This is a genomic window from Microcoleus vaginatus HSN003, from assembly GCF_022701255.1.
Taxonomy (GTDB): domain Bacteria; phylum Cyanobacteriota; class Cyanobacteriia; order Cyanobacteriales; family Microcoleaceae; genus Microcoleus; species Microcoleus vaginatus_B.
Genome location: NZ_CP031705.1, coordinates 4986256 through 5008894, shown reverse-complemented (window position 1 = coordinate 5008894; position 22639 = coordinate 4986256). Strand labels below are relative to the sequence as shown.

At 47.1% G+C, this 22639-nt stretch carries 19 protein-coding genes; 7 read left to right on the top strand and 12 right to left on the bottom strand.

Features of this window, described 5'->3' with window-relative positions:
• Positions 1 to 100 precede the first annotated feature (100 nt).
• The 3 genes from psaA (at position 101) to D0A37_RS21695 (ending at position 7364) form a co-directional block, all read left to right on the top strand.
• Positions 101 to 2395 carry a photosystem I core protein PsaA gene (gene psaA, locus D0A37_RS21705; protein ID WP_242717450.1) on the top strand — a complete coding sequence of 765 codons (2295 nt, stop codon included), beginning with the start codon at positions 101 to 103 and terminating at the stop codon, positions 2393 to 2395.
• Between the two features lie 110 nt (positions 2396 to 2505).
• Positions 2506 to 4734 (top strand): photosystem I core protein PsaB, encoded by a 2229-nt coding sequence (psaB, locus tag D0A37_RS21700; protein ID WP_242717448.1) that lies wholly within the window; start codon positions 2506 to 2508, stop codon positions 4732 to 4734.
• A 401-nt stretch (positions 4735 to 5135) separates the two neighbouring features.
• Positions 5136 to 7364, top strand: a complete 2229-nt coding sequence (locus tag D0A37_RS21695) for an NACHT domain-containing protein (protein ID WP_242717447.1) — start codon at positions 5136 to 5138, stop codon at positions 7362 to 7364.
• A 125-nt stretch (positions 7365 to 7489) separates the two neighbouring features.
• Here D0A37_RS21695 and D0A37_RS21690 read toward each other — a convergent pair whose 3' ends face one another.
• From D0A37_RS21690 to D0A37_RS21680, 3 genes are all read right to left on the bottom strand, one after another.
• Positions 7490 to 7633 carry a hypothetical protein gene (locus D0A37_RS21690; protein WP_242717446.1) on the bottom strand — a complete coding sequence of 48 codons (144 nt, stop codon included), beginning with the start codon at positions 7631 to 7633 and terminating at the stop codon, positions 7490 to 7492.
• A 192-nt stretch (positions 7634 to 7825) separates the two neighbouring features.
• Complete coding sequence (locus tag D0A37_RS21685) at positions 7826 to 8038, bottom strand: helix-turn-helix domain-containing protein (RefSeq protein ID WP_242717445.1); 213 nt, start codon at positions 8036 to 8038, stop codon at positions 7826 to 7828.
• Positions 8039 to 8116: 78 nt separating this feature from the next.
• A complete protein-coding gene (locus D0A37_RS21680; RefSeq protein WP_006631307.1) occupies positions 8117 to 8329 on the bottom strand; it encodes a helix-turn-helix domain-containing protein in 213 nt (70 codons plus the stop codon).
• 181 nt (positions 8330 to 8510) lie between these two features.
• Between D0A37_RS21680 and D0A37_RS21675 the strand changes: the two genes are divergently transcribed.
• A complete protein-coding gene (locus tag D0A37_RS21675) occupies positions 8511 to 8981 on the top strand; it encodes a hypothetical protein (RefSeq protein ID WP_242717444.1) in 471 nt (156 codons plus the stop codon).
• Positions 8982 to 9298: 317 nt separating this feature from the next.
• Positions 9299 to 9517 carry a type II toxin-antitoxin system HicB family antitoxin gene (locus D0A37_RS21670; RefSeq protein ID WP_242717443.1) on the top strand — a complete coding sequence of 73 codons (219 nt, stop codon included), beginning with the start codon at positions 9299 to 9301 and terminating at the stop codon, positions 9515 to 9517.
• On the opposite strand, the gene D0A37_RS21665 is transcribed toward D0A37_RS21670, so the two are convergent.
• From D0A37_RS21665 to D0A37_RS21645, 5 genes are all read right to left on the bottom strand, one after another.
• Positions 9514 to 9720 (bottom strand): hypothetical protein, encoded by a 207-nt coding sequence (locus D0A37_RS21665; protein WP_190739154.1) that lies wholly within the window; start codon positions 9718 to 9720, stop codon positions 9514 to 9516. The genes D0A37_RS21670 and D0A37_RS21665 overlap by 4 nt on opposite strands.
• A gap of 219 nt (positions 9721 to 9939) precedes the next feature.
• The gene (locus tag D0A37_RS21660) at positions 9940 to 11262 is read right to left on the bottom strand and encodes a CO2 hydration protein (RefSeq protein ID WP_242717442.1); all 1323 of its coding nucleotides are present in this window, start codon (positions 11260 to 11262) and stop codon (positions 9940 to 9942) included.
• 177 nt (positions 11263 to 11439) lie between these two features.
• The gene (locus D0A37_RS21655; RefSeq protein WP_242717440.1) at positions 11440 to 12993 is read right to left on the bottom strand and encodes an NADH-quinone oxidoreductase subunit M; all 1554 of its coding nucleotides are present in this window, start codon (positions 12991 to 12993) and stop codon (positions 11440 to 11442) included.
• Between the two features lie 233 nt (positions 12994 to 13226).
• The gene (locus tag D0A37_RS21650; protein ID WP_242717438.1) at positions 13227 to 13946 is read right to left on the bottom strand and encodes a carbonic anhydrase; all 720 of its coding nucleotides are present in this window, start codon (positions 13944 to 13946) and stop codon (positions 13227 to 13229) included.
• Positions 13947 to 14050: 104 nt separating this feature from the next.
• A complete protein-coding gene (locus tag D0A37_RS21645) occupies positions 14051 to 15910 on the bottom strand; it encodes an NAD(P)H-quinone oxidoreductase subunit F (RefSeq protein ID WP_242717436.1) in 1860 nt (619 codons plus the stop codon).
• A gap of 569 nt (positions 15911 to 16479) precedes the next feature.
• On the opposite strand from D0A37_RS21645, the gene D0A37_RS21640 reads away from it, so the two are divergent.
• Positions 16480 to 17415: a DUF4214 domain-containing protein gene (locus D0A37_RS21640; protein ID WP_242717434.1), complete on the top strand. Its 936-nt coding sequence runs from the start codon at positions 16480 to 16482 to the stop codon at positions 17413 to 17415.
• Between the two features lie 158 nt (positions 17416 to 17573).
• Here the strand turns inward: D0A37_RS21640 and D0A37_RS21635 are convergent, their stop codons facing one another.
• From D0A37_RS21635 to D0A37_RS21625, 4 genes are all read right to left on the bottom strand, one after another.
• Entirely contained in the window at positions 17574 to 18536 is a 963-nt protein-coding gene (locus D0A37_RS21635) for a glycosyltransferase family 2 protein (RefSeq protein ID WP_242717432.1), read from the bottom strand.
• A 197-nt stretch (positions 18537 to 18733) separates the two neighbouring features.
• On the bottom strand, positions 18734 to 18865 hold the full coding sequence (locus tag D0A37_RS29150; RefSeq protein ID WP_278187098.1) for a hypothetical protein: 132 nt from the start codon (positions 18863 to 18865) through the stop codon (positions 18734 to 18736).
• Positions 18866 to 18876: 11 nt separating this feature from the next.
• On the bottom strand, positions 18877 to 19992 hold the full coding sequence (gene mraY / locus D0A37_RS21630; protein WP_242717430.1) for a phospho-N-acetylmuramoyl-pentapeptide-transferase: 1116 nt from the start codon (positions 19990 to 19992) through the stop codon (positions 18877 to 18879).
• A gap of 130 nt (positions 19993 to 20122) precedes the next feature.
• Positions 20123 to 20362, bottom strand: a complete 240-nt coding sequence (locus D0A37_RS21625) for a DUF3134 domain-containing protein (RefSeq protein WP_006631296.1) — start codon at positions 20360 to 20362, stop codon at positions 20123 to 20125.
• Positions 20363 to 20773: 411 nt separating this feature from the next.
• On the opposite strand from D0A37_RS21625, the gene D0A37_RS21620 reads away from it, so the two are divergent.
• A complete protein-coding gene (locus D0A37_RS21620) occupies positions 20774 to 22450 on the top strand; it encodes a glycosyltransferase family 4 protein (protein ID WP_242717428.1) in 1677 nt (558 codons plus the stop codon).
• Positions 22451 to 22639 lie beyond the last annotated feature (189 nt).

The window sequence follows — 22639 nt, the reverse complement described above, 5'->3', positions numbered from 1 at the left end:
AGTGTCGGCTTTCCCGAGAATCCCCCGCCTAATCAAGCGCGGGGAGTGTCAGGTACAGTATTCAGTTCTCGTTCCTTGTCTTACCGAGAGGAGAGTCTTCATGACCATTAGTCCTCCAGAGCGAGAGGTAAAAGTTAGAGTAGTAGTCGATAAGAATCCGGTTCCAACTTCTTTCGAGAAGTGGTCAAAACCAGGTCATTTCGATCGCACTCTAGCTAAGGGGCCAAAAACCACCACTTGGATTTGGAACCTCCACGCTAACGCTCACGACTTTGACAGTCACACCAGCGACTTAGAAGATGTTTCGCGCAAAATTTTTAGCGCTCACTTCGGCCACTTGGCAGTAATCTTCGTGTGGATCAGCGGGGCGTACTTTCACGGCGCGAAGTTTTCCAACTACGAAGCTTGGCTGACAAATCCTACAGGCATCAAGCCTAGCGCTCAAGTGGTCTGGCCGATTTTTGGTCAAGAAATTTTAAATGCAGATGTAGGCGGCGGCTTTCACGGGATTCAGATCACCTCTGGTCTGTTCCAGTGGTGGCACGCCAACGGCATCACTAACTCATACCAGCTATACTGCACTGCGATCGGCGCCCTGGTAATGGCAGCTTTGATGCTGTTTGCCGGTTGGTTCCACTATCACGTCCGCGCTCCGAAACTGGAATGGTTCCAGAACGTGGAATCGATGATGAACCACCACTTGTCAGTGTTGTTGGGCTGCGGCTGCTTGGGCTACGCGGGACAGCAGATTCACGTTTCGCTGCCGATCAACGCTTGCATGGACGCGATCGATGCAGGTTCACCGCTGACAGTCGGCGGCAAGCTGATCAAAACAGTTGCCGACATCCCCCTGCCGCACGAGTGGATTTTGACACCGGGCTTGATGGCTGACATCTACCCGAGTTTCGCTAAAGGTTTAACCCCCTTCTTCACCCTGAACTGGGGCGCATACACAGACTTCCTGACCTTCAAAGGCGGTCTGAACCCCACCACAGGCGGTTTGTGGCTGACTGATACAACACACCACCACTTAGCTTTGGCAGTGCTGTTCATCGTTGCTGGTCATATGTACCGGACGAACTGGGGCATCGGCCACAACATGAAAGAAATTCTAGAGAACCACAAAGGCCCCTTCACTGGTGAAGGTCACAAAGGTCTCTACGAAATTCTGACTACTTCTTGGCACGCGCAACTGGCGATTAACTTGGCAATGTTGGGCTCTCTGAGCATCATCGTGGCTCACCACATGTACGCGATGCCTCCGTATCCGTACATCGCGACCGACTACCCGACTCAGTTGTCCATCTTCACCCACCACATGTGGATCGGCGGATTCCTGATCGTTGGAGGAGCCGCTCACGGGGCAATCTTCATGGTGCGGGACTACGAACCGAGCGGCAACGTCAACAACCTGCTCGATCGTGTGATCCGTCATAGAGATGCGATCATTTCCCACCTGAACTGGGTTTGTATATTCTTGGGCTTCCACAGCTTCGGTTTGTACGTTCACAACGACACGATGCGGGCTTTCGGTCGTCCTCAAGATTTGTTCTCGGATACCGGGATTCAGTTGCGTCCGATATTTGCCCAGTGGGTGCAAAACATCCACGCCTTGGCTCCGGGCACAACAGCGCCTAATGCTACGGACATCGTAAGCCACGCTTTTGGTGGCGGTGCAGTAGTAGTCGCCGGCAAAGTAGCGATGATGCCGATCGAGTTGGGTACGGCGGATTTCATGATCCACCACATCCACGCTTTCACAATTCACGTTACAGTCCTGATTCTCTTGAAGGGCGTGTTGTTTGCACGCAGTTCTCGCTTGATTCCTGACAAAGGCAACTTGGGCTTCCGGTTCCCTTGCGACGGCCCCGGCCGTGGCGGTACCTGCCAAGTTTCGGGTTGGGATCATGTGTTCCTAGGCTTGTTCTGGATGTACAACTGCATCTCGATCGTGATTTTCCACTTTAGCTGGAAAATGCAGTCGGACGTGTGGGGAACAGTATCGCCAGACGGCACAATTTCTCACATTACCGGCGGCAACTTCGCACAAAGTTCGATCACGATTAACGGCTGGCTGCGGGACTTCCTCTGGGCGCAAGCTTCTCAGGTAATTCAGTCCTACGGTTCGGCACTGTCGGCCTACGGTCTGATGTTCCTAGCCGGACACTTTGTGTTCGCCTTCAGCTTGATGTTCCTGTTCAGCGGCCGCGGCTACTGGCAAGAACTGATTGAGTCGATTGTTTGGGCTCACAACAAGCTCAAGGTAGCTCCGTCAATTCAGCCTCGCGCCCTGAGCATTATTCAGGGTCGGGCTGTGGGTGTAGCTCACTACCTCCTAGGAGGAATTGTCACTACGTGGGCATTTTTCCTAGCGCGAATCATTTCGGTAGGGTAAACTACCCCTAGGTTTTGGATTCGGGATTTGGGAGGAATCTCAAACCCTGAATCCAAACTCCGAACCGAATCCCTTCAATTTTGTTCAGGATTCAGGATTAATCAAGGCTTATGGCAACGAAATTTCCAAAATTTAGCCAAGACCTTGCCCAAGACCCGACCACACGGCGGATCTGGTACGGGATTGCCACAGCACACGACTTTGAAAGCCACGATGGCATGACCGAAGAAAATCTTTACCAAAAGATTTTTGCTTCTCACTTCGGCCACGTAGCAATCATTTTCTTGTGGACATCGGGCAGCCTGTTCCACGTAGCATGGCAAGGTAACTTTGAACAGTGGATTAAAGACCCCCTAAACGTCCGCCCGATCGCTCACGCGATTTGGGACCCGCAATTCGGCGCTCCTGCAGTAGAAGCTTTCACTCAAGGGGGCGCTTCTAACCCAGTAGACATCTCTTACTCCGGTGTCTACCATTGGTGGTTCACCCAAGGGATTCGGACAAATGCCGACCTGTATCAAGGAGCTATCTTCTTGTTACTGCTGGCCGCTGTCTTCCTGTTCGCAGGTTGGTTGCACCTCCAACCCAAGTACCGCCCTAGCTTGTCTTGGTTCAAAAATGCTGAATCTCGCCTCAACCACCACTTGGCTGGTTTGTTCGGTGTCAGCTCTTTGGCTTGGACTGGTCACATGGTTCACGTTGCTATCCCCGAATCTCGCGGACAGCACGTAGGTTGGGAAAACTTCCTGTCAACCCCGCCTCACCCGGCTGGTTTGGCTCCGTTCTTCAGTGGTAACTGGGGCGTATACGCCGAGAATCCAGATGCAGCGAACCATGTCTTCGGTACTTCCGAAGGCGCTGGAACCGCAATTCTGACTTTCTTGGGTGGCTTCCACCCTCAAACAGAATCCCTGTGGCTGACAGACATCGCTCACCACCACTTGGCGATCGCAGTTCTGTTTATCGTTGCCGGTCATATGTACCGGACTAACTTCGGTATCGGTCACAGCATCAAAGAGATGTTGGATTCTAAGGCTGGTTTGGTCGGCGGCAAGAGTGAAGGACAGTTCAACTTGCCTCACCAAGGGTTGTATGAAACCTACAACAACTCGCTGCACTTCCAACTGGGAATTCACCTCGCTGCTTTGGGCGTAATTACCTCCTTGGTAGCACAGCATATGTACGCGATGCCTCCCTACGCTTTCATGGCGAAGGACTTCACGACTCAGGCTGCGCTTTACACCCACCACCAGTACATTGCTGGATTCATCATGGTCGGCGCTTTCGCCCACGGAGCTATCTTCTTGGTGCGGGACTACGATCCTGAAGCAAATAAAGGCAACGTGCTCGATCGCGTGTTGCAGCACAAAGAAGCGATTATCTCTCACTTGAGCTGGGTGTCGCTGTTCTTGGGCTTCCACACTCTCGGCCTGTACGTTCACAATGACGTTGTAGTCGCTTTCGGAACTCCTGAAAAGCAAATCTTGATTGAACCAGTGTTCGCACAGTTCATCCAAGCTGCTCACGGAAAAGCTCTCTACGGCATGGACGTGCTGTTGTCTAACCCTGACAGCCTTGCTTCTACCGCTTGGCCGAACTACGGCAACGTATGGCTCCCAGGCTGGTTGGATGCGATTAACAGCGGTACTAACTCTCTGTTCTTGGCGATCGGACCTGGCGATTTCTTGGTTCACCATGCGATCGCACTAGGCTTGCACACCACCACATTGATCTTGGTCAAGGGAGCTCTCGACGCTCGCGGTACTAAGCTGATGCCGGACAAGAAAGACTTCGGCTATGCTTTCCCTTGCGACGGCCCCGGCCGTGGCGGTACTTGCGATGTCGCTGCGTTTGACTCTTTCTTCCTGGCTATGTTCTGGATGCTGAACACCCTGGGTTGGGTAACGTTCTACTGGCACTGGAAGCACCTAGGCATCTGGCAAGGTAACGTGGCTCAGTTCAATGAGTCTTCTACCTACCTGATGGGCTGGTTCCGCGATTACCTCTGGCTGTATTCTGCTCAGTTGATCAACGGTTACAACCCGTATGGTACTAACAACTTGTCTGTCTGGGCCTGGATGTTCTTATTCGGACACCTTGTTTGGGCAACTGGTTTCATGTTCCTGATCTCTTGGAGAGGTTACTGGCAAGAGTTGATCGAGACTTTGGTTTGGGCTCACGAGCGCACTCCTTTGGCTAACTTGGTTCGCTGGAAAGACAAGCCTGTTGCTTTGTCCATCCTCCAAGGTCGTGTTGTTGGTTTGGCTCACTTTACTGTGGGATACATCCTCACTTACGCCGCCTTTGTAATTGCCTCGACGGCCGGGAAATTCGGGTAACTCTGAACTCTGGTTTCTAGGTAATTAACTAAAATCCCCCGCCTTCTGGCGGGGGATTTTTTTGTATTTTGGTTGATGGAAAGGGCAGGAGTAAGTTTGTATGGCAGGACATATTCACTCCGACTCCTCGAAACCGGGTTTTTTTCCTAATCTGCGGGCTGCAACGCCTCTTTTCGTAAAAAACCCGGTTTCTCTGCCCCATGCGTAAGTCCTAATACACTCTGCGTTGGGGCGGATTGCTGAGACTGGGCCAGTCTCCTCTGCTGTGCTGGATTTAGTGTATCGCAGCATTGAGCAAGGACAAGCTGCGCTGGATGCGTCAAACTAGAGATCTATAAACAAACCCGGTTTCTGACCTCGACGAGCCTAAGTCCCATCATAAAAACCTCATTAATACTGCCATGACAGGAATTGAACCCTTTGCTATAAGTTGTGTTAGCGGTATCGCCCTCCCCATTTTCCAGTCAGTCTTTGAAACTGGTGGCAAGTTTCTCGGCTCGATGGGGAAAAAGCTAGATGAGAAAACTAAACAGCTAATTTACACGGCATCAGGGGAATACGGCAAACGCTACTTCAAGCGTCACGGCATTCTGAAAGCATTGGGAATGCGGGAGGCTGTGCCATTAGAATCGGTTTATACTGCTGTGCAGTTTTTGGATGAGCAAGAAATCCGCAGTTTTGAATCAATCCAAAATTTAGAAGAAGCTTACCGCAAAGCAAACAAGCGAAGTTTTCAGCAGCAAGATTGCCAGAAGCAAGAAGGGCTAAAAATTGCTAATCAGAAGCAATATTTGATGGTTTTAGGGCAGCCCGGAGCCGGAAAATCTACATTTTTGCGGAAAATAGGACTCGAAGCACTGAAGGGCAAAAAAGGCGGATTTAAGCACGATCGCATTCCTGTTTTTATCGAACTTAAAAGCTTTACATCTAGCCAGATAGACATAGAAAAATTAATTGTTGAAGAGTTTAGCATTTGTGGCTTTCCCTCTTCTGAGCAATTTATCGCTAAGGCATTAGAGCAGGGAAAACTGTTAATCTTGCTGGATGGATTGGATGAAGTGCCGACAGTCAACACAAATGAGGTCATTAGTAAAATTCAAAATTTTGTTGACCGCTATGATAAAAATAGCTTCATTGTCTCTTGTCGCACAGCCGCTTACAGAAACAACTTTCAACGCTTTACTGATGTAAAACTTGCAGACTTTGACGATACTCAAATTGAGCAATTTATTGGTAACTGGTTTCAGTCTGAGGTTGATAAACAAGCGGGAACGGCTCAAAAATGTTGGGAGTTATTGCAAAAGCCAGAATATGCAGCAGCTAAAGAGTTAGCCCACACGCCATTATTGCTAACTTTCCTCTGCCTGACTTACGATCGATCGCAAAATTTTCCTAATAATCGCAGTGTTCTTTACAAATCCGCTTTGCGGATATTGTTGGAAGAATGGGCGGCGGAAAAGCGGATTCTGCGAGATGAAATTTATCAAGGACTCAGCACGGAGTTAGAGGAGAGTTTGTTATCGGAGATTGCTTATACTGGTTTTGACACTGATAAGCTGTTTTTTTCGCAGCGAGAAGTGGTTGAGGAAATCAAAACTTTTTTAGCAGGCAATTTGAATGCACCGAAGCATTTAGACGGTGAGGCGGTTCTGAAAGCTATTGCTGTTCAACAGGGGATTTTGGTAGAACGAGCTGAGGATGTGTACTCGTTTTCGCACTTGACGCTTCAGGAATATCTCACGGCGCAATATATTGCTGATAATAATTTAATTGAGCAGTTAGTTACCGATCATCTTTCCGATCGACGCTGGCGAGAGGTGTTTTTGTTGGTAGCGGGGTTGGTGCGTTCAAAAAATGGGGCTGATGACTTGCTGCTGTTAATGGAAAAAGAGGCTCAAAAGTACATTAACACGCCGAAGTTGCAAGGGCTATTGCAATGGGCAGAGGCAGCGACTAATGGCTCGGAAGGTGATTTTAAGCCTGTCGGTAAACGTGCTGTGGCGATCGCCAACGCTATCGCCCTCGCCATCGCCTACGCCAACGCCCTCGCCATCGCCTACGCCCTCGCCTACGCCAACACCAAGGCCAAGGCCTACGCCGCCTACGCCTACGCCGCCTACGCCATAGCCCACGCCGCCAAAGCCGCCAACGCCAACGCCAAGGCCATCGCCCACGCCGCCCTCGCCAACGCCAACGCCGCCATCGCCGCCCTCGCCATCGCCTACGCCAACGCCCTCGCCTACGCCAACGCCGACGCCAACGCCGACGCCAACGCGTTGGCCATCGCGTTGGCCGAAGAACTTAAAAAATTTAAAATCTTCAAGGAGGTGAACTGGACTGAACTAATTGCTCAACTGAGAGAACTTGAGAAGCAATTGCCCGATCGTGAGCAGCATAAACAAATACACTTAGCATTTGCCCATCGCCTTGTAGATACCTGGTGTCATGCACTCCATCTCAATCCAGAAATAGTCAAATTATCTAAGGAAGAAGCAGAGGCGCTGGGAGATTATTTATCTGCAAATCATCTCATCATCGAATGCAAAGAAGCAGCAGTGAGAATATCAGCAAAAACCTGGGAAGAAATAGAATCGCGGATGTTGTTAGTTCCAGAGAATTCTACCATTTGAGATTCTCGATCTGTCCTGGACGCACTCCAACCAAAGAAACCGGGTTTTTTGCTGAATCTGACGACTGCGACGAAGGATTTTCGTAAAAACCCGGTTTCTGGACACCCACCTGGTTTTCTTCAGCTTCAAATCTCGCCATTGACCTGCATCTGATGTACTTTATCTGCCAACTCTTGCAAGCGCTTTTCGTCCAACTCGTCAATCGCCAGCATCCCGACATAGATGATTTCCTTCAGCGTTAGTCGGGTTGCAAGCGCCTTTTTCTGCACAAGTTCCTTAATTATGGGGCTCACCCCGATGGCGGTACTGGCTCTAGTCACAAAGGTAACGGGAGATTAACAACTTTGACTAAATCTTAGCACCTTTAAGCTGAGCTTTTAGCTGCGATGCAAAATGCTTAAGCGCGTCTTGACAAGACGAAACACAAGGCTTATAGTGGAAATGTGGAAAGGCAGATCGACCTACTCCTCCAAAACCTCAACCAAATCCTCAATCATCACATCAAAAGTGCGAGCTAACTTCCGCAGCAAAGTAAAGTCAACCGTTGTCAGCCCTGGACAACGGGCATAATGCTTGACAGTGTTGTACATTACCCCAGAACGTTCTGAAACTTCCTTGAATGTCCAACCTTTCTCTGCGGCTAGTTCTCTGACTTTAATTCTTACTAAACCCATGCTTGATAGTTTATACAGTTGCGTGGTTTCTCATTAAGAATAGATGACTTTGGCAAAGAATGCTCAAGGCCGATCGACCTACTCCTCCAAAACCTCAACCAAATCCTCAATCATCACATCAAAAGTCCGAGCTAACTTCCGCAGGCAAGTAAAGTCAACCATTGCCATTTCAGGACGACGAGCATAGCTTCTGACAGTGCTATAAATTACCCCGGAACGATCGGATACTTCCTTAAGCGTCCAGCCCTTCTCCGCCGCTAGTTCCCGAATTTTTAGCCTGACTAAACCCATGCTTGACAGTTGATGCAATTGCGTCGTACAATTTTATATGTAAAGAGCGATCGCCCCCCGGCCTGGAAAACTAAAGGGCGATCGTCTGTAAAACCTCATCTGGACAGATTATTTCTTTCTATCAAAAAGTGCATTTGCCTTATCCAGAAGTCTACTAACCATATCCAGAGGTGTACTAGCCATGATATCAGAAACTCCAGCAAAATCGCGGACGATCGCAGAATCGAGAATAATTCATAAATCTCCCATCCTGCATCCGCTGGCGAGATTTGTCACAGAAGAAACAGTTGCACTCCTGTTCAATATCTCAACAGACGAGATTTACCGGATCGAATGCTGTCGGTACATGGTGTACGTGCACGCCAAAGGCATCAGCCGGTTTGTCAGCTACGCCGATTTTCCGCCGATTGTCGGAGTAAATGCGATCGCACCTCAAGATTTTGGCAGATGGTACAAACGCTGGAAAAGCAAGCAAGCACCAGCATTTTGGACTAAATTCTACACCTACAAGTTCAAAAAAGCAGTTTCAGTTGACAGATTGCTAGAGTGGGGCCAATTGGTGGCTACTGTTAAATCCGTCATTTCTGGGGCGGCGCTGCAACAGCTACGAGATGTCTATGCCCAAGAAAAAGATTTGATGGAGAAATTTTAAAGTGCGATCGCCCGGGCAACCAACTGCCAGAATGGGCCAAGGAAAAATTAAAATAAATGGCTAAGTGAGAAAATGGAGGTAGAAAATGGACAATCACCATGCCTAGAAAAATTCGCGAGTTAAAAGCTCAGATTACCCGTGAGGGCTTTATTTATTTGCCAAAACGCGGATAAGGCAGCTATGAGAGATGGCAGCATCCTTTGATTGGGAAGACATTAACAATTCCAGGCAAAGACGGAGATGATGTGCCACGCTATGAGAGAGAAGCAGTTGGCAATATTGTTAGCCGAACTCGACGAGTTAAAGGAGGAAGATTCATGAATCGATACAGTATGATCGTCCAATGGTCTGACGAGGATCAACTTTTCCTCGTGACGATTCCAGAGTTTGCCGATCGCGTTGTCATGCCCTGTACCCACGGCCAAACCCGCGAAGAAGCCATCCGACATGGCGAAGAAGTGCTCGAAATGTATCTAGAAGCTTGGCAGGAAGAAGGTGAACCCATCCCCGCACCTAGCATTCTTCAAATCGCCTAGAAAACCTCATCCTCGATACCCAGCCACCATTCCCCCAGATTCATTAAATCTTTGTGAATGTCCGTAAGTTCTGTCATATACTCTTCAGCAGAAATCTCCGATCGCCTTTCTTGCAATTTTTTCAGCCGCAGTTGCACCAACAGCCAAGGTTTGGAAATCCCGTCCTTTGCTTCGATATATTTGGCTAGATCTTTGCTGTCCATAGTTATGGTTATTTGTTATTTGTTATTTGTTATCTGTTGGTAGGTGGACTGGTATTATGCTAATTTTGAAATCCCTTTAAAAAAACCTCATTTTTTCCTGTCGCTTTTAACCGATATTTTGAACTCTTCTTCAGAACAGGCAAGATGCCTGTTCCACAAAACATCCGGTTTCTTGTGGGGAGTAGGGGTTGGGCCGAAGAGCCCGCCCGAAAACATCCTTTACCTGTAATCCGAAGTCTGAATATTCTTGAGCTTCGCAGCATATTTCATGCCGTATTCCGGGCGACAGAAGCGATCGATCTGAGCCTCAAAGAATGCCCTATTTGCCTTCAAATGCTTCGGATTGGGGTCATCCAAAGGATACAAAAGAGCCGTCCGCAACGCTTGAAACACTGCCGAAGTTACGCAATACATCGATCGCTGAAATGTCACCCCAATTTGATTGAGGATATCATCTTCGCCGCGACAGCGCTGTTTGTAGAAATCCATCAAATAAGGCGGCAGGAAATGCAGCATATCTTGTGCTAGCAAAGTCGGCGGAATGCCCGCCGTACCTACCGGGAATTTGTCCGCATAAAGCACTCCGTAGTGGAAGTCTTTTTGGTCGTCAGGAACTTCCTTAGCTTGAGCGTTGTAAGATTTGGTTCCTCGGAACGGTGAAGTGCGATAAAATACAGCTTCCACGTAAGGTAACGCTGCTTCATAAAGCCAAGTGAAACCTTTAGATTTCGGGATGATTTCGTAGGTTTCGCCGTCGATTTGAACGTGGTGGTAAATGGGACGACCGGCGATCGCAAATATGCCATTTACTAGGAAATCCATAGCTTGAGGGACTGTCGTAATTTTCCCTTCGTCGTACAAGTCGGAAACCTCAAAAAACACCGGCGCCATGACTTCCCAGAATAAACCGAGATTGCTGTAATAAGACATTTGGCGACATTGTTCTAAAAACATTTCTGGAAATGCTTTGTGAAGTCCCAGCATGAACGGGTTTTTTTTGAAGTAAGCTTTAATTGCCCGATCGGCATTAGCCTTATATTCCTCACTGTCCAAATAAGGATCGAATTGATTGGTCGGCACGTACAAGCCCCGGTGCCAAAGCATTGACCTCATGCACTCTTCGGCAAATTCCATGTTAATGCGATCGTGCCACAAATGGTGAAACAGCCGCGGGCTTTTACCAGTTTCACCCTTCTCCATGAACTCCAAAAGTTCAGGGTGAGCGCTTCCAGTCCCGCGCCATATCCGCAAATCTGCACCGTCGCCTGCATAGTGATTTTGCAAGTCTAAATACTCCTGGGGCAAGAAGTATTTAAAGAAAGGAAGCGGGTGTAAAAATACCCGTTCGGCGATGTAAAGCAAATCCCGCCAGTAGAAATCCATCGGCACTGCGTAAGCTTTCCAAATAGCGATGATTTGCATCAGATTTTCCGGCGTATCTGGAATCATCGCTCCCCCGGCTTCTAGTCTGTGAATTACCTCAGCAAATTCATGTTTGGAAGGAGGTAGTTTAGTTGCTGGTTTATTAGGGGTATGTACCATTGTTTCTTCCTTTGATTGAGTGAATCTAAATATTTTGAATTATTGCAAAAAGCTGCGATTCTTTAACTGGTTCCCAGGAAGAGCCTGGGAACCGATATCCAGGCCCGCTAGCCGTAAAATTGGAGGCAGAGCCTCCGGATCTGCGTTACCAGGCTCTGCCTGGTAACGAGTAGATTCTTAGTCTGCAGAGGCGGACTTCGTTTGTGTAGACGCGATTTCCATATCCGAGCGTTCTAGGGGATAGCTAATAGCAACTTGGGTATTTCTGTCCGCCGGCAGAGTAGCAACGATCGCATTTGTAGTAGATTCGCTCCACTTGAGCAGCCAAGCAGGTTGAATTCCCAACACAAAAATTATGCCCGCCAAAACCAGCGCCGGCATATTTTCACCAAACGTAACTGGAGGGTAGTAAGCCGTGGCGTTGTCCAACTTCCCAAAACAGGTGCGGTTGAGCAGAATTACAAAGTAAACTGCTGTTAAACCAGAAGCTAAAATGCAGAGTAAAGTTGGAATTGGAAAGATCGAAAAACTGCCTTGAAACACTAAGAATTCGGCAATAAAACCCACCAAACCCGGAATTCCGGCGCTTGCCATGCCGCCCAAAACTAACAGGGAACTGGCAGTGGGTAAACCCCGCATCGGGTTCATCAAACCGTTGAGTACATCCAAATCCCGCGTGCCAACTTTGGTTTCGATGATGCCTACCAAATAAAATAGCAAAGCTAAAATTAAGCCGTGGCTTACCATTTGCCCCACAGCGCCGATTAAGGCGAGTTTCGTACCTGCGGCGCAGGCAACGAGGATGTAGCCCATATGTCCGATCGAACTATAGGCTACCATGCGCTTGATGTCTTTTTGGGCGATCGCGCTCAAAGCGCCGTACATCACGCTCACTGTGCCGATTATCGCTAAAGCCGGGGCTAGAATTGACCAAGTTTCGGGAAACAACTGCAAGCCAAACCGTACTAAACCGTAAGTTCCCAACTTCGCCAAAATCCCTCCCAGCAAAATTGCTGTTGCTGGCGAAGCTTCGACATAAGCATCCGGTAGCCAAGTATGCAGCGGCACCAAGGGAATTTTAATTCCCAACCCAATTAGCAGAATTGTTAGCAGGATTAACTGCGTTCTCAATGGCAATTCTTGAGTGGTAATCGCACTGTAATCGAAATTTAAAGAACCACTCAGCCAAGCCACACCCAAAAATGCAGCTAAAACCAAAAGTCCCGAAACAGCCGTGTAAATCAAAAACTTCATGGCAGCGTATTCCCGCTGCTTTCCGCCCCAAATCGCAATCAACAGGTAAAAAGGAATTAATTCTACTTCGTAAAACAGTACAAACAGCAGCAAATTTTGAGACATCAAAGCTCCGGCAATACCAGCATTGATCAGCAAAATCAAAGCATAGTAAAGCTGGGGGCGCTCCATCTTTTCGCCAGTGCCGTAAATTACTAATAGCGTCAGCAAAGCACTTAAAACCAGCAGCGGCAAGGACAAGCCGTCAATGCCCAAGTTGTAGCTCAAACCTAATTGTGGAATCCAAGGCAAATATTCTTGAAATTGCAATCCCGAATTGGCCGGAGCGAATTGAGTCAAAAGCCAGATATTCAAAAGGAAAATAGCAGCAGCAAAAGCCGAGGCTATTGAACGCAGACGCATCCCATTGATATTTCCGGGCAGGAAACCGACTACCGCAGCGCCCAACGCGGGCAACCAGAGCAAGGCACTAAGCATAATGTATGAAGAGTGAAGAGTAAAGAATCTATTTTGCAGGCTCTTGTCTTTTCTTTGATAATTTGAGAGTTTATAGCAAATCCGGATTAAAGATTCCCCTTACTCTTAGTCCGCGCACCATCCGGACTTTGTTTGTGTATAATACGCGATTTCAATCGCCGAGAGTTCGAGGAATAATGAACCTGGACTTGATATTAGATGTTAAACTCTCAAATTATCAATCCCAAATTCCCTCAAGACTCAGAAAGAATAGTGACTGTGCCCGTGTCTAAATCGTAATATCCACCAACAACTTTCAGTTTATTCTCTTCAATTAATTTAGAGATTACTGGAGAGGCTATCAATTTGTTAGCTTGCAGCCTAACATTCGCTTTACAGGCATTTTCTAGTCGGTCGCCCGCTTGGTCTTTCGAGCTTTCTACAGCCGGCTTAATGGCGTCTAGCAAACTGGCAATTTGACCGGGAACTTGAGCTCCTTTGATGGTTGCGTCTACCGCACCGCACCTTTTATGCCCGATTACCACAAGCACTTTTGCTCCCAATACCAGCGTGCCAAATTCCAGGCTGCCAATTTCTTCTGGGGTAGCCACATTTCCGGCCACGCGACAGACAAATAAATCTCCCAATCCTTGATCGAAGATAATTTCCGAAGGAAAGCGGGAATCTGCACAGCCGAGAATAGCAGCAAAGGGTTTTTGAGATTTGGCAACTTCGGTGAGGCGCCCAAAGTCTTGGTTGGGACTTTGGCGTTTTTTGTCAACAAACCGTTTGTTCCCGTCCATTAACTTTTGCAGAGCTGCATCGGGAGCCAAGTCATTTTGAGCAATTGCTGGTTCGGGTGCAGCCAAATCAGCCCCTGCTCGTGCTGCGAGTATCCCTGTACCAATAGCACCTGCGACAAATTTGAGTGAATTGCGCCGGGAAAGATTGAATTGTCTGTTGTTTGAGTTCATTTAGGCTGCGTTATTTGAATGAGTTTGAAATCTTTGTTCAAGACTTCAGGTTTTTTAGATTTTAGATTAAAACTGTCACCTAAAATCTTCAAGCTTATATTTCTTTACCCGCCTACAATCAGCGACAAGCGACCTAGCAGTGGCCAGCTTATGAGCAGTCCCAAAACTGCCACTCCGAACAGAATTGTCAAGGCATAAAACTGAGTTTGACCGTTAACGTTGTATTTGAGGCTTTGCCCGCCGAAAACTGTTGCAAAACCGATTAAGTTCACGAATCCGTCCACAATATTGCGATCGACCCAGGAGATGATTTGCGAAACCAAACCAACTGCAAATATCACTGTCACGCGGTAAAGTTGGGCAGTGTAAAAATCGTAGGCAAAAAAGTCTTGCAGGGCTTGAGAACCAATTCGCACCGGTTTTTCCCATTTCTCGTTCAGGTAAACAAATGCTCCTGCACCGATACCGATCGCCGTTGACAAAACTAGCAGTCCACTGGCGGTATAATTCAAACTCGCCCCAGGCAATAACTGCCACGTCGCCAGTAAGTGCGGGACGTGCAAAGTAAAGCCCATTAAAACAGTCATCGGCAAGATGAAAGGCCAGTGAACTTCTGGCGAGCGTTCGGTCATTTGTTTTGGTTTGCCACCAAAAACTAAACCGAAAACCCGCACTAAGCCAAAAGCAGTGACGCCGTTTACAAACAGCACTATTCCTAACAAGAAAGGGTGAGTTTGCCAAAGCCCGGATGTGAAGTCTTCTAAAGCCCAGAAACAGCCGAAGGGCGGCAGTCCCACCAATCCAGCGCTACCGACAATAAACGATATCGCCGATATCGGCCGCTTTCCCCACAAACCGCCGAGAGCTCGGACATCCTGAGTGATGCTGTTCCAAACTACCGAACCGATGCTCATCACCAGCAAACCCATTGCCAAGGTGTAGGCAAATATCAATGTCAGGGCTGTTTGGGTTTGTCCAGTGCCGACGGCGATAAATACTAAGCCCATGTATGAGCTGACTATATAGGAAAGCGTGCGCTTGATGTCGATTTGGGCGATCGCAATTAATGAAGCACCAACCGCCGTCGCAGCGCCTACAATAATAGTTGTCTTCAGTCCGATCGGCGACAAAGCAATCACTGGCTGCAACTTAATCAAAATCCAAGCACCAGTTTCCACAACTACGGTGTTCCGCAAAATCGTCGCCGGTAGCGGGCCTTCCATCGCCTCATCCAGCCACAGGTGCAAGGGAAACTGAGCGCACTTACCCATCGGGCCAGCAATCAAAGCTAAAGTCAACAGCGTCGCTACAGTCGGGTCAAGTTTTGCAGTCTGGGCCCAAACCGCCAACTCGTCAAAATTCCAAGTTCCAGCCAGCGGCAGAATGGCGACTACTCCCATCAGCAGGAATAAGTCACCCACCCGCTTTGTTAAGAAAGCGTCGCGGGCTCCTGTCACCACCAAAGACTGATTGAACCACAGCCCGACTAGCAGGTAAGTGCCCAAAGTCAGAACTTCCAAAATCATGTAGCTGAAGAACAGGGAATTGCACAGTACCAACCCGCACATCCCGGCTTCAAACAGCCCCATCAGGGAAAAGAACCTAGCCCAGCCCCAGTCCATTTCCATGTAACCGAAAGCATAAACCTGCGCCAGTAAGTTCAGTCCGGTAATCAAAACAGTCGCCCCGACGGTGACAGGAGAGATTTCCACGGGAATGGTTAAGTCTAAACCTGCTACGTTCAGCCAGGGAATCAACTGGTGTTGCACCGGTTGGTTCCAAATAGCTGTCAGGGCGATGACGCCGTGTAGGAAAGCAAACAAGGTTAATATGGCGTTCACATAACCGGATGGTCTTGGCCCGGTGCGGCGGGTAACAGCCGGAAACCACAGCATCGACAGAACTCCGCCGATGAGTGGATAGCAAGGTATAAACCAAACGGTCTGGAGTAAGATTTGAGCCATTGGCATTACCTGTAAAGGTTACAAAAATTTAAAATTCTGAGAATCCGCCTGAGTTATCGTCGTTTAACCGGGCGCGATCGGAATATTGTTCTTAATTTTAGATTAAGTTTTGCGTTAATAATTATCGACTATGTTATTCGATACATAAGATACTTTAATAAGTAAAAATACTTAAGAGGGAGTAAATTTAACTTCCAGGCTGGAGCCTAGGAACCCAGCTCCAGAGGAAGAGCCTCGCTTGCGAAAATGGAGGCTCTTCCTCGCCTATCTGCGTTACCAGCCTCCAGCCTGGTAACGAGTAACAGGAACACTTAATAAGTAATAATACTTAAAACAGCTAAACTGATGAATAGCGCTTGTATAAAAGCGAAAAAGGAGGATCGGGCTCGCCCCTCTGCTTTACCAGGTTCCAGTCTGGTAACCAGTAATAACGACTAACCAGATAACCTAATAAGTAATAACACTTAAAATACGTAAACTTATGAATCGCGCTTGAATACAAACGATCACAGCTTATACTATGTTTGGGGTTATTTTTTGACCCTACTAAAGTTTATAACGATCTAACAATGAACGAAAAGTATTTTTTGCAAAGAACTGAGCCACTTGATAATGAAGCATTTGTGGAAGAAGTTTACCGCGTTTATTTGAAACGCGATTCTGACGCTTATGGTAAAAGCTTCTTTCTTCATAAATTGCAAAACGGCGAACTTACACGGCCGGAAATCCTCAGCTCATTTTTGCAGTCACGGGAATTTAATTTTATAAGTGAATGGCAAAAAAGTATTTTAGGATTGCCAAGTTTGGAGATAATGTCATACCACATACCAAAAACGGCAGGAACAACTTTTTTTATAGCTTTAACACAGGTTTACGGTCTAGATAAAATTGCTGGTTTTTTGGATGAATCGTTAGCAGTAAGTAAAGGTGTAGATCCGCAAACAATAAAAGTAATACACGGTCATGTTCCTTCGAGAAAATATTTCTCTCCTGCTCAAGTAAAAGAAATAATCTGGTTGAGAGATCCTATTCGGCGGTTAATTTCCTTGTATCTCTTTTGGAAAAGTCTTCCCCGTACTGAAGATGAGAGTTTGCACAATTATGTACAAGAAAAAAACTTAGATCTGGTGGAATTTGCCAAGATTCCTCAGCTCCGCAATGAAATGTCTCAATATGTTGGGGGTCGCAATCTCACAGATTTTTATTTTGTGGGAATCCAAGGATTTTTTAAAGATGATTTAACCGAGCTGGGCGAGATGTTAAATTGGCCAGAAATCTCAATAACCTATGAAAACACAAACAAGCATAATGGCTATAACTCTGTGGTAAAAAGTATCATGTATGACAGCCATATTATGAATGAGCTAATACATCTCAATCGCGAAGATTTGGAACTTTATCAAACAGCATTATACCTGAGAGCTAAGCGGAAAGGAATATCAAATTCATTAGCACAGTTCCCGCTATCTCCACAGCAAGGTCAGTTTCAATTGCAACAAGTTTAAGCGCAACAAATTTAAAAAGGAGGCTCTTCCTCGCCTATATGCGTTACCAGGCTCTAGCCTGGTAACGAGCAACAGTTCCAGCAGATACCTGGCAAGGAAAGGCAGTCTCAATTGCCACAAATTTAAGCGCTACAAATGTAAGCATAACGGACGCACAGTTATAATTGTGGGATTTCCCAAGCTGCTAAAGGAAGTTTGGCTTGGCGCTGTCCGATCGACCTTGCCCTAACATTCAAAAGACCGATCGGCGTATTAAACAAATCTACCAGGTCCGCTCGGTCGATCCTCTTCGAGGGCTTCGCTAACGCACTTTTGGCAGCCGCAACCGGAAATTCCTTTAACAGCCACCTAGCCAGCCGGTAAAAATATTCCTGTGTTGTGAATTCTCGCATCAAATCGACACCGTGGAGTTCGTGCAAGTATTTATTAGATTCCCCGTACCGATACCATTGACTTTGTAACTGTTTTATTGTAGAACGGTGGCGGTGTCGGACGATCGCATTTTCGGCAAAATGTAATTTATAGGATGTTTGCCGCAAAATCCGCCAACACAAGTCAGCATCGCCGCCGCTGGTGAGGTAAGCGCGAAATAATCCTATTTGTTGTAAAACGAGCCTCCGTACAGCTAAATTGGCGGTTTGGCCGTAGGGAGAAAAAGGATGAGCGAGAGTATGTTTTTGAGATAAAGTATTTTGGCGATCGGCGTGTTGTTCTAAAATAGTTTTACCGGGCAATGCGAGTATTTCCCCAGCGCTAATTCCTATTTCTAAGTCAATAAATGGCTTAACTAAATTTTCCAGCCAGTCAGATTCCGGGCGACAGTCTGCATCAGTAAATGCAATGATTTCGCCTGTTGATGCGCGAATTCCTTGATTGCGGGCGGCGTAGGAACTTTGAATCTGATTTTCACTGAGGTGGCGAATGGTTATTTTATCGAACTTAGCTGCTGTTTCGATGATTGCTGAAGTGCGATCGCGGCTGTTGTTGTCTACTAATAGATATTCTACTCTGTGTGGTGGATAAGTTTGCGATCGCAGGCACTCGATCAACGGCGGCAAATCCATCTCGCCGTTGTAAACAGGCACAACCACCGAAACCTCCGGTAAAAACGTTTTAGTCATTCACAAACAACCGTAAACGATAGCATAACTAATATTGAGTAAGATTAAACGAACCGCGAAGGCGCTAAGGAGGCTAAGGAAGATAAATAAGCAAATGTAGTTCTTCCTGTGTCCTATAACCCTCTTCGCGGTTCTTCAAATAATTAAAAAGCGTTACTAAGTTCCATTGCATTAACTGGGGATATCAATTCTCCAAATTATAAGTTCCGAGCCTTAAACAGGCAAGATGCCTGTTCCACAACTTCATTCAGTTCTTGTGGAACAGGCATCTTGCCTGTTTCTTTCAAGTAGTAGAAAATATCTCTTACATCCCCTGTACAATCCGTCACGCAATCCCTTCTCAACTGTTGCTAGTCAACATCAAAATCATTAACACTAACGCCCCATTAGTTATATAAAAAATGCCAACAACCTGAGTTTCTAACCAGCCGCACAACTCTAGATGATGGTGCAGCGGAGCCATTCTTAACAAACGTTGGCCAATGCCATCCGGGCCTTTTGTAGCTTTGTAATAACCTACTTGAGCAATTACTGACAGCGTTTCAATAAAGAAAATCCCGCTGATGATTAATAATATCCAAAGGCTATTTGTTAATAAACCTACCGCACCCAACGCACCACCCAAAGCTAAAGCACCTGTATCACCCATAAACACCTTGGCTGGATTGCGGTTGTGTGCCAAGAAACCGAGACAACTGCCACTGGTGCAGGCGCAAAATATCATTAATTCTGGCGAAGTAGAGGCTACAGATGCACCCAATCCCAAAAGTGCGATCGCCCCCAAACCTCCCATCAACCCGTCAACGCCGTCGGTAATATTCGTAGCATTGCTTTCAGCTACCAGCACAAAACCCGCCAGCGGCCAAAACAGAAAACCTAAAGGCAATACCCAACCGAAAGGCAAAGCAATGCTGGTAGAAATACCTGGTTCACGAAACATCATCCACAGACAAAATAGAGCTGCAAAACCTATTTGCAAAGCCAATTTCATCCGAGGTGAAATACCTTTATTCGACTTGAGGCGCAGAATTTGCCAGTCATCGATCCAGCCAATGAAACCGTAAGCTAAAGTTAAAGCCGATACGGCAACAACATCTGAGTTAAATCTAGACCAAAGCAAAGCAACTGCGACCCCTGCGGGTACAAAAAAGATGCCTCCCATTGTCGGCGTTCCCGCCTTTTTTAAATGAGCTTGGGGGCCGTCTTCGCGAATTATTTGTCCTGCTTTTAGTTGCTGGAGTACGGGCACAACTGCATAGCCCAACCCCGCCGCAACTAAAGCACAAACAACTAGCGGCATAAATAGGGATGCAGGTAAATTCAAAAATCTACCCGCTGCTCCATCTAAACCTATCGCCACAATGCCGATCCCCAAACTTAGCAGCAGGAATAAATTCTTGCCTGTAAGTTTGAAGGGCAGACTAAAAGGGATTTTCTCATCCAAAAAGTTATCCATAACACTCCTCACCACACACTATTTGAGAATAAGCAATTGAAAATGGGGGAATAGGGTGCGATACAGGAGATTGAGAAATCTCTTAGTTTTTCTTCCCTGTTTCCGGTTGATTCCTTCACCCTTCTACCAGTTATTCTTCGCCTACACTCACATCCTCTTCTACTTCCTCTTCTAAATCATCGTAAGGACTGTCGTCAACTGCCATCAGTTCAGAAATTTCTTCTTCGTGCAGATAGTCGGGTTCTTGGACATCCCTTGCTAACAGGCGATTGTTAGATTCCAACCAGTCTAAAAGAGAAGATTGCTGCTTTAATGGAATTACATCCGCAGGCAAGTGGCGAGGTATTTGACGCAGAGATGGGTTGTACATGATTCTCGGTTTTTAAAGACAAAGACGCGATCGAGTAGAGGTAACGTTTTGCCGACGAACTGATCCTTTGATCAAGCACTTGCAAATCGGGCATTTAGCAAGGCTAAAGCATTATACCACAGGCTCCGTTTGGTTCCGGATGGGATAAGATGGGAGACCGAAAAGGCGATCGCCCCCAGCATGGGCCTCAGAATAACACTAAAATCCGCTCTTGCCAATCCTTCTTTAGCCGTAAGCATTGTAATCTGAGACGATCGTCTTTAAGATATCGCCGGACACGCCGCGATCATATTCTGCAAGCTTGCCTAACTCCAACCGATTGATTCAGAATAGTCTCCTGATTTTTCATCAAAGCCTTATCCCGAAAGCCCTCTGGCTTCTTCAGTCAACTCTCAAGCAATAAATCTCAGAATGGATACAACGGCAGCGGTTTTATACAACAAAGAGGGTTACCACACCGGAGGGCAAAAACTTCTGGGGCGTCATTCAGCCGGAGAAGGGTTTCTCAAAAGCTTAGTCCAACACGGAACCGCTAACTCTCTCTATTGTTGCGCCGATAGCAAAACAACCTTTAAGGAGTTTTGTTCGCACATCCAACCTTGGCTGCAAAAAGCTCGGAAAGTCCGCTGGATTCCAATGGAACGACCGGATTTGCTATCTCAACCGGGCACAATTTACCGACCCGATCCGGTTCTGTCACAGATGGTTTGGGCGCGCAGATTTGTGGATCAGCGGGCCTACAGCGTTTGTGGCGTTACTCACACGATCGGTACAAAATACATCATGGGGGCGATCGGCGATTTGATAACCGCACCCATGCAGCCTTGGGACGCCCTGATCTGCACCTCTACAGCCGTGAAAACAGCAGTAGAGGGAGTTATGAGGGAGTGGTCTGAATATTTAGCGCAGCGTAACGGCGGTAAACCGGAAATTTTGGTCAAATTCCCCGTTATTCCCCTAGGAGTGGATTTCAGCGCGTTTCCGCAGGGTGTGGAAGCAGTTAAGAGTCGCCACCAACTGCGGCAAGAACTCGGCATTTCTCCCGAAGATATTGTTGTGTTATTTGTGGGTCGATTGACTTTTTCTGCAAAAGCTCATCCGGTACCCATGTACATCGCCCTAGAACGGGCCTCACAACACACAAAAGCCAAAATCCATTTAATTCAAGCCGGTTGGATCGAAGATCCGAGAGAAGAACCCGACTTTAAAACTAGCGCGCAAATATTTTGTCCCTCGGTGAATGCTATTTTTTTAGATGGGAGACAGCCGGAAATTAGAGTAAATATTTGGTCGGCGGCAGACATTTTCATTTCGCTTTCCGACAACATTCAAGAATCCTTTGGACTGACACCAATAGAAGCCATGGCGAACGGACTGCCGGCCATAGTCTCCGATTGGAACGGATACAAAGAATCTGTACGCCACGAAATAGACGGCTTCCGCATTCCCACACTCATTCCGCCCCCAGAATCTTGTTTAGATTTAGCCCTAAATTATCTTGACGGCAGCTTAAATTGGCCGACTTACATGGGTCACACTTCCCTCGCCACAGCAGTTGACATTGAGGCTTGCACCCTGGCCTTGTGCCAATTAATTGAAAACCCAGAATTGAGAAAGCGGATGGGGGAAAATGCGAGACAAAGGGCGAGGGAAATTTATGATTGGAAAGTAGTAATTGCTGCTTACGAACAATTGTGGCAGGAATTAGCAGAAATTCGCCTGGCGGCACCGGAGTCAGCACCTTTAAAACCCGGGAAACCGCCTTATCCCCTAGGCGATGATCCGTTTCGGGTATTGGGTAATTATGCGACTAGAAGTTTAAGCAATGAGATGATGCTGAGTCTGGGTGCGATCGCCACACCAGAACTTTTAAAGCAGGTACAGACAATTAGGTTTACCAGTTTTGGTGAGGATAGGAGAAGATCTGTTAGCATTCAGATGGAGATATTGGATACAATTAAGCAGGAAGGTGCGATCAGCGTGGGGGAAATTATCCGACGCTACGTTAAAAACGAGCAAGAATTAGCCGACCTCTATCGGACTCTACTCTATTTGGTGAAATTTGATATATTAGTGATTAGTGATTAATCATTAATCATTAATCATTAGTTATTGGTGATTGGTTAAGCCCAGTCGCATCTAAATTTTACAGTCAAGTTTGATGAAATTCTTGTGGGGAGTAGGGTTGGGCGTCCCGCCCGCCTGAAAAATCCAGTGCAAGATGCCAGACAGCTTATTACAAATAACAAATTGCTTCTTCCTTCTTTCCCCTTCCTT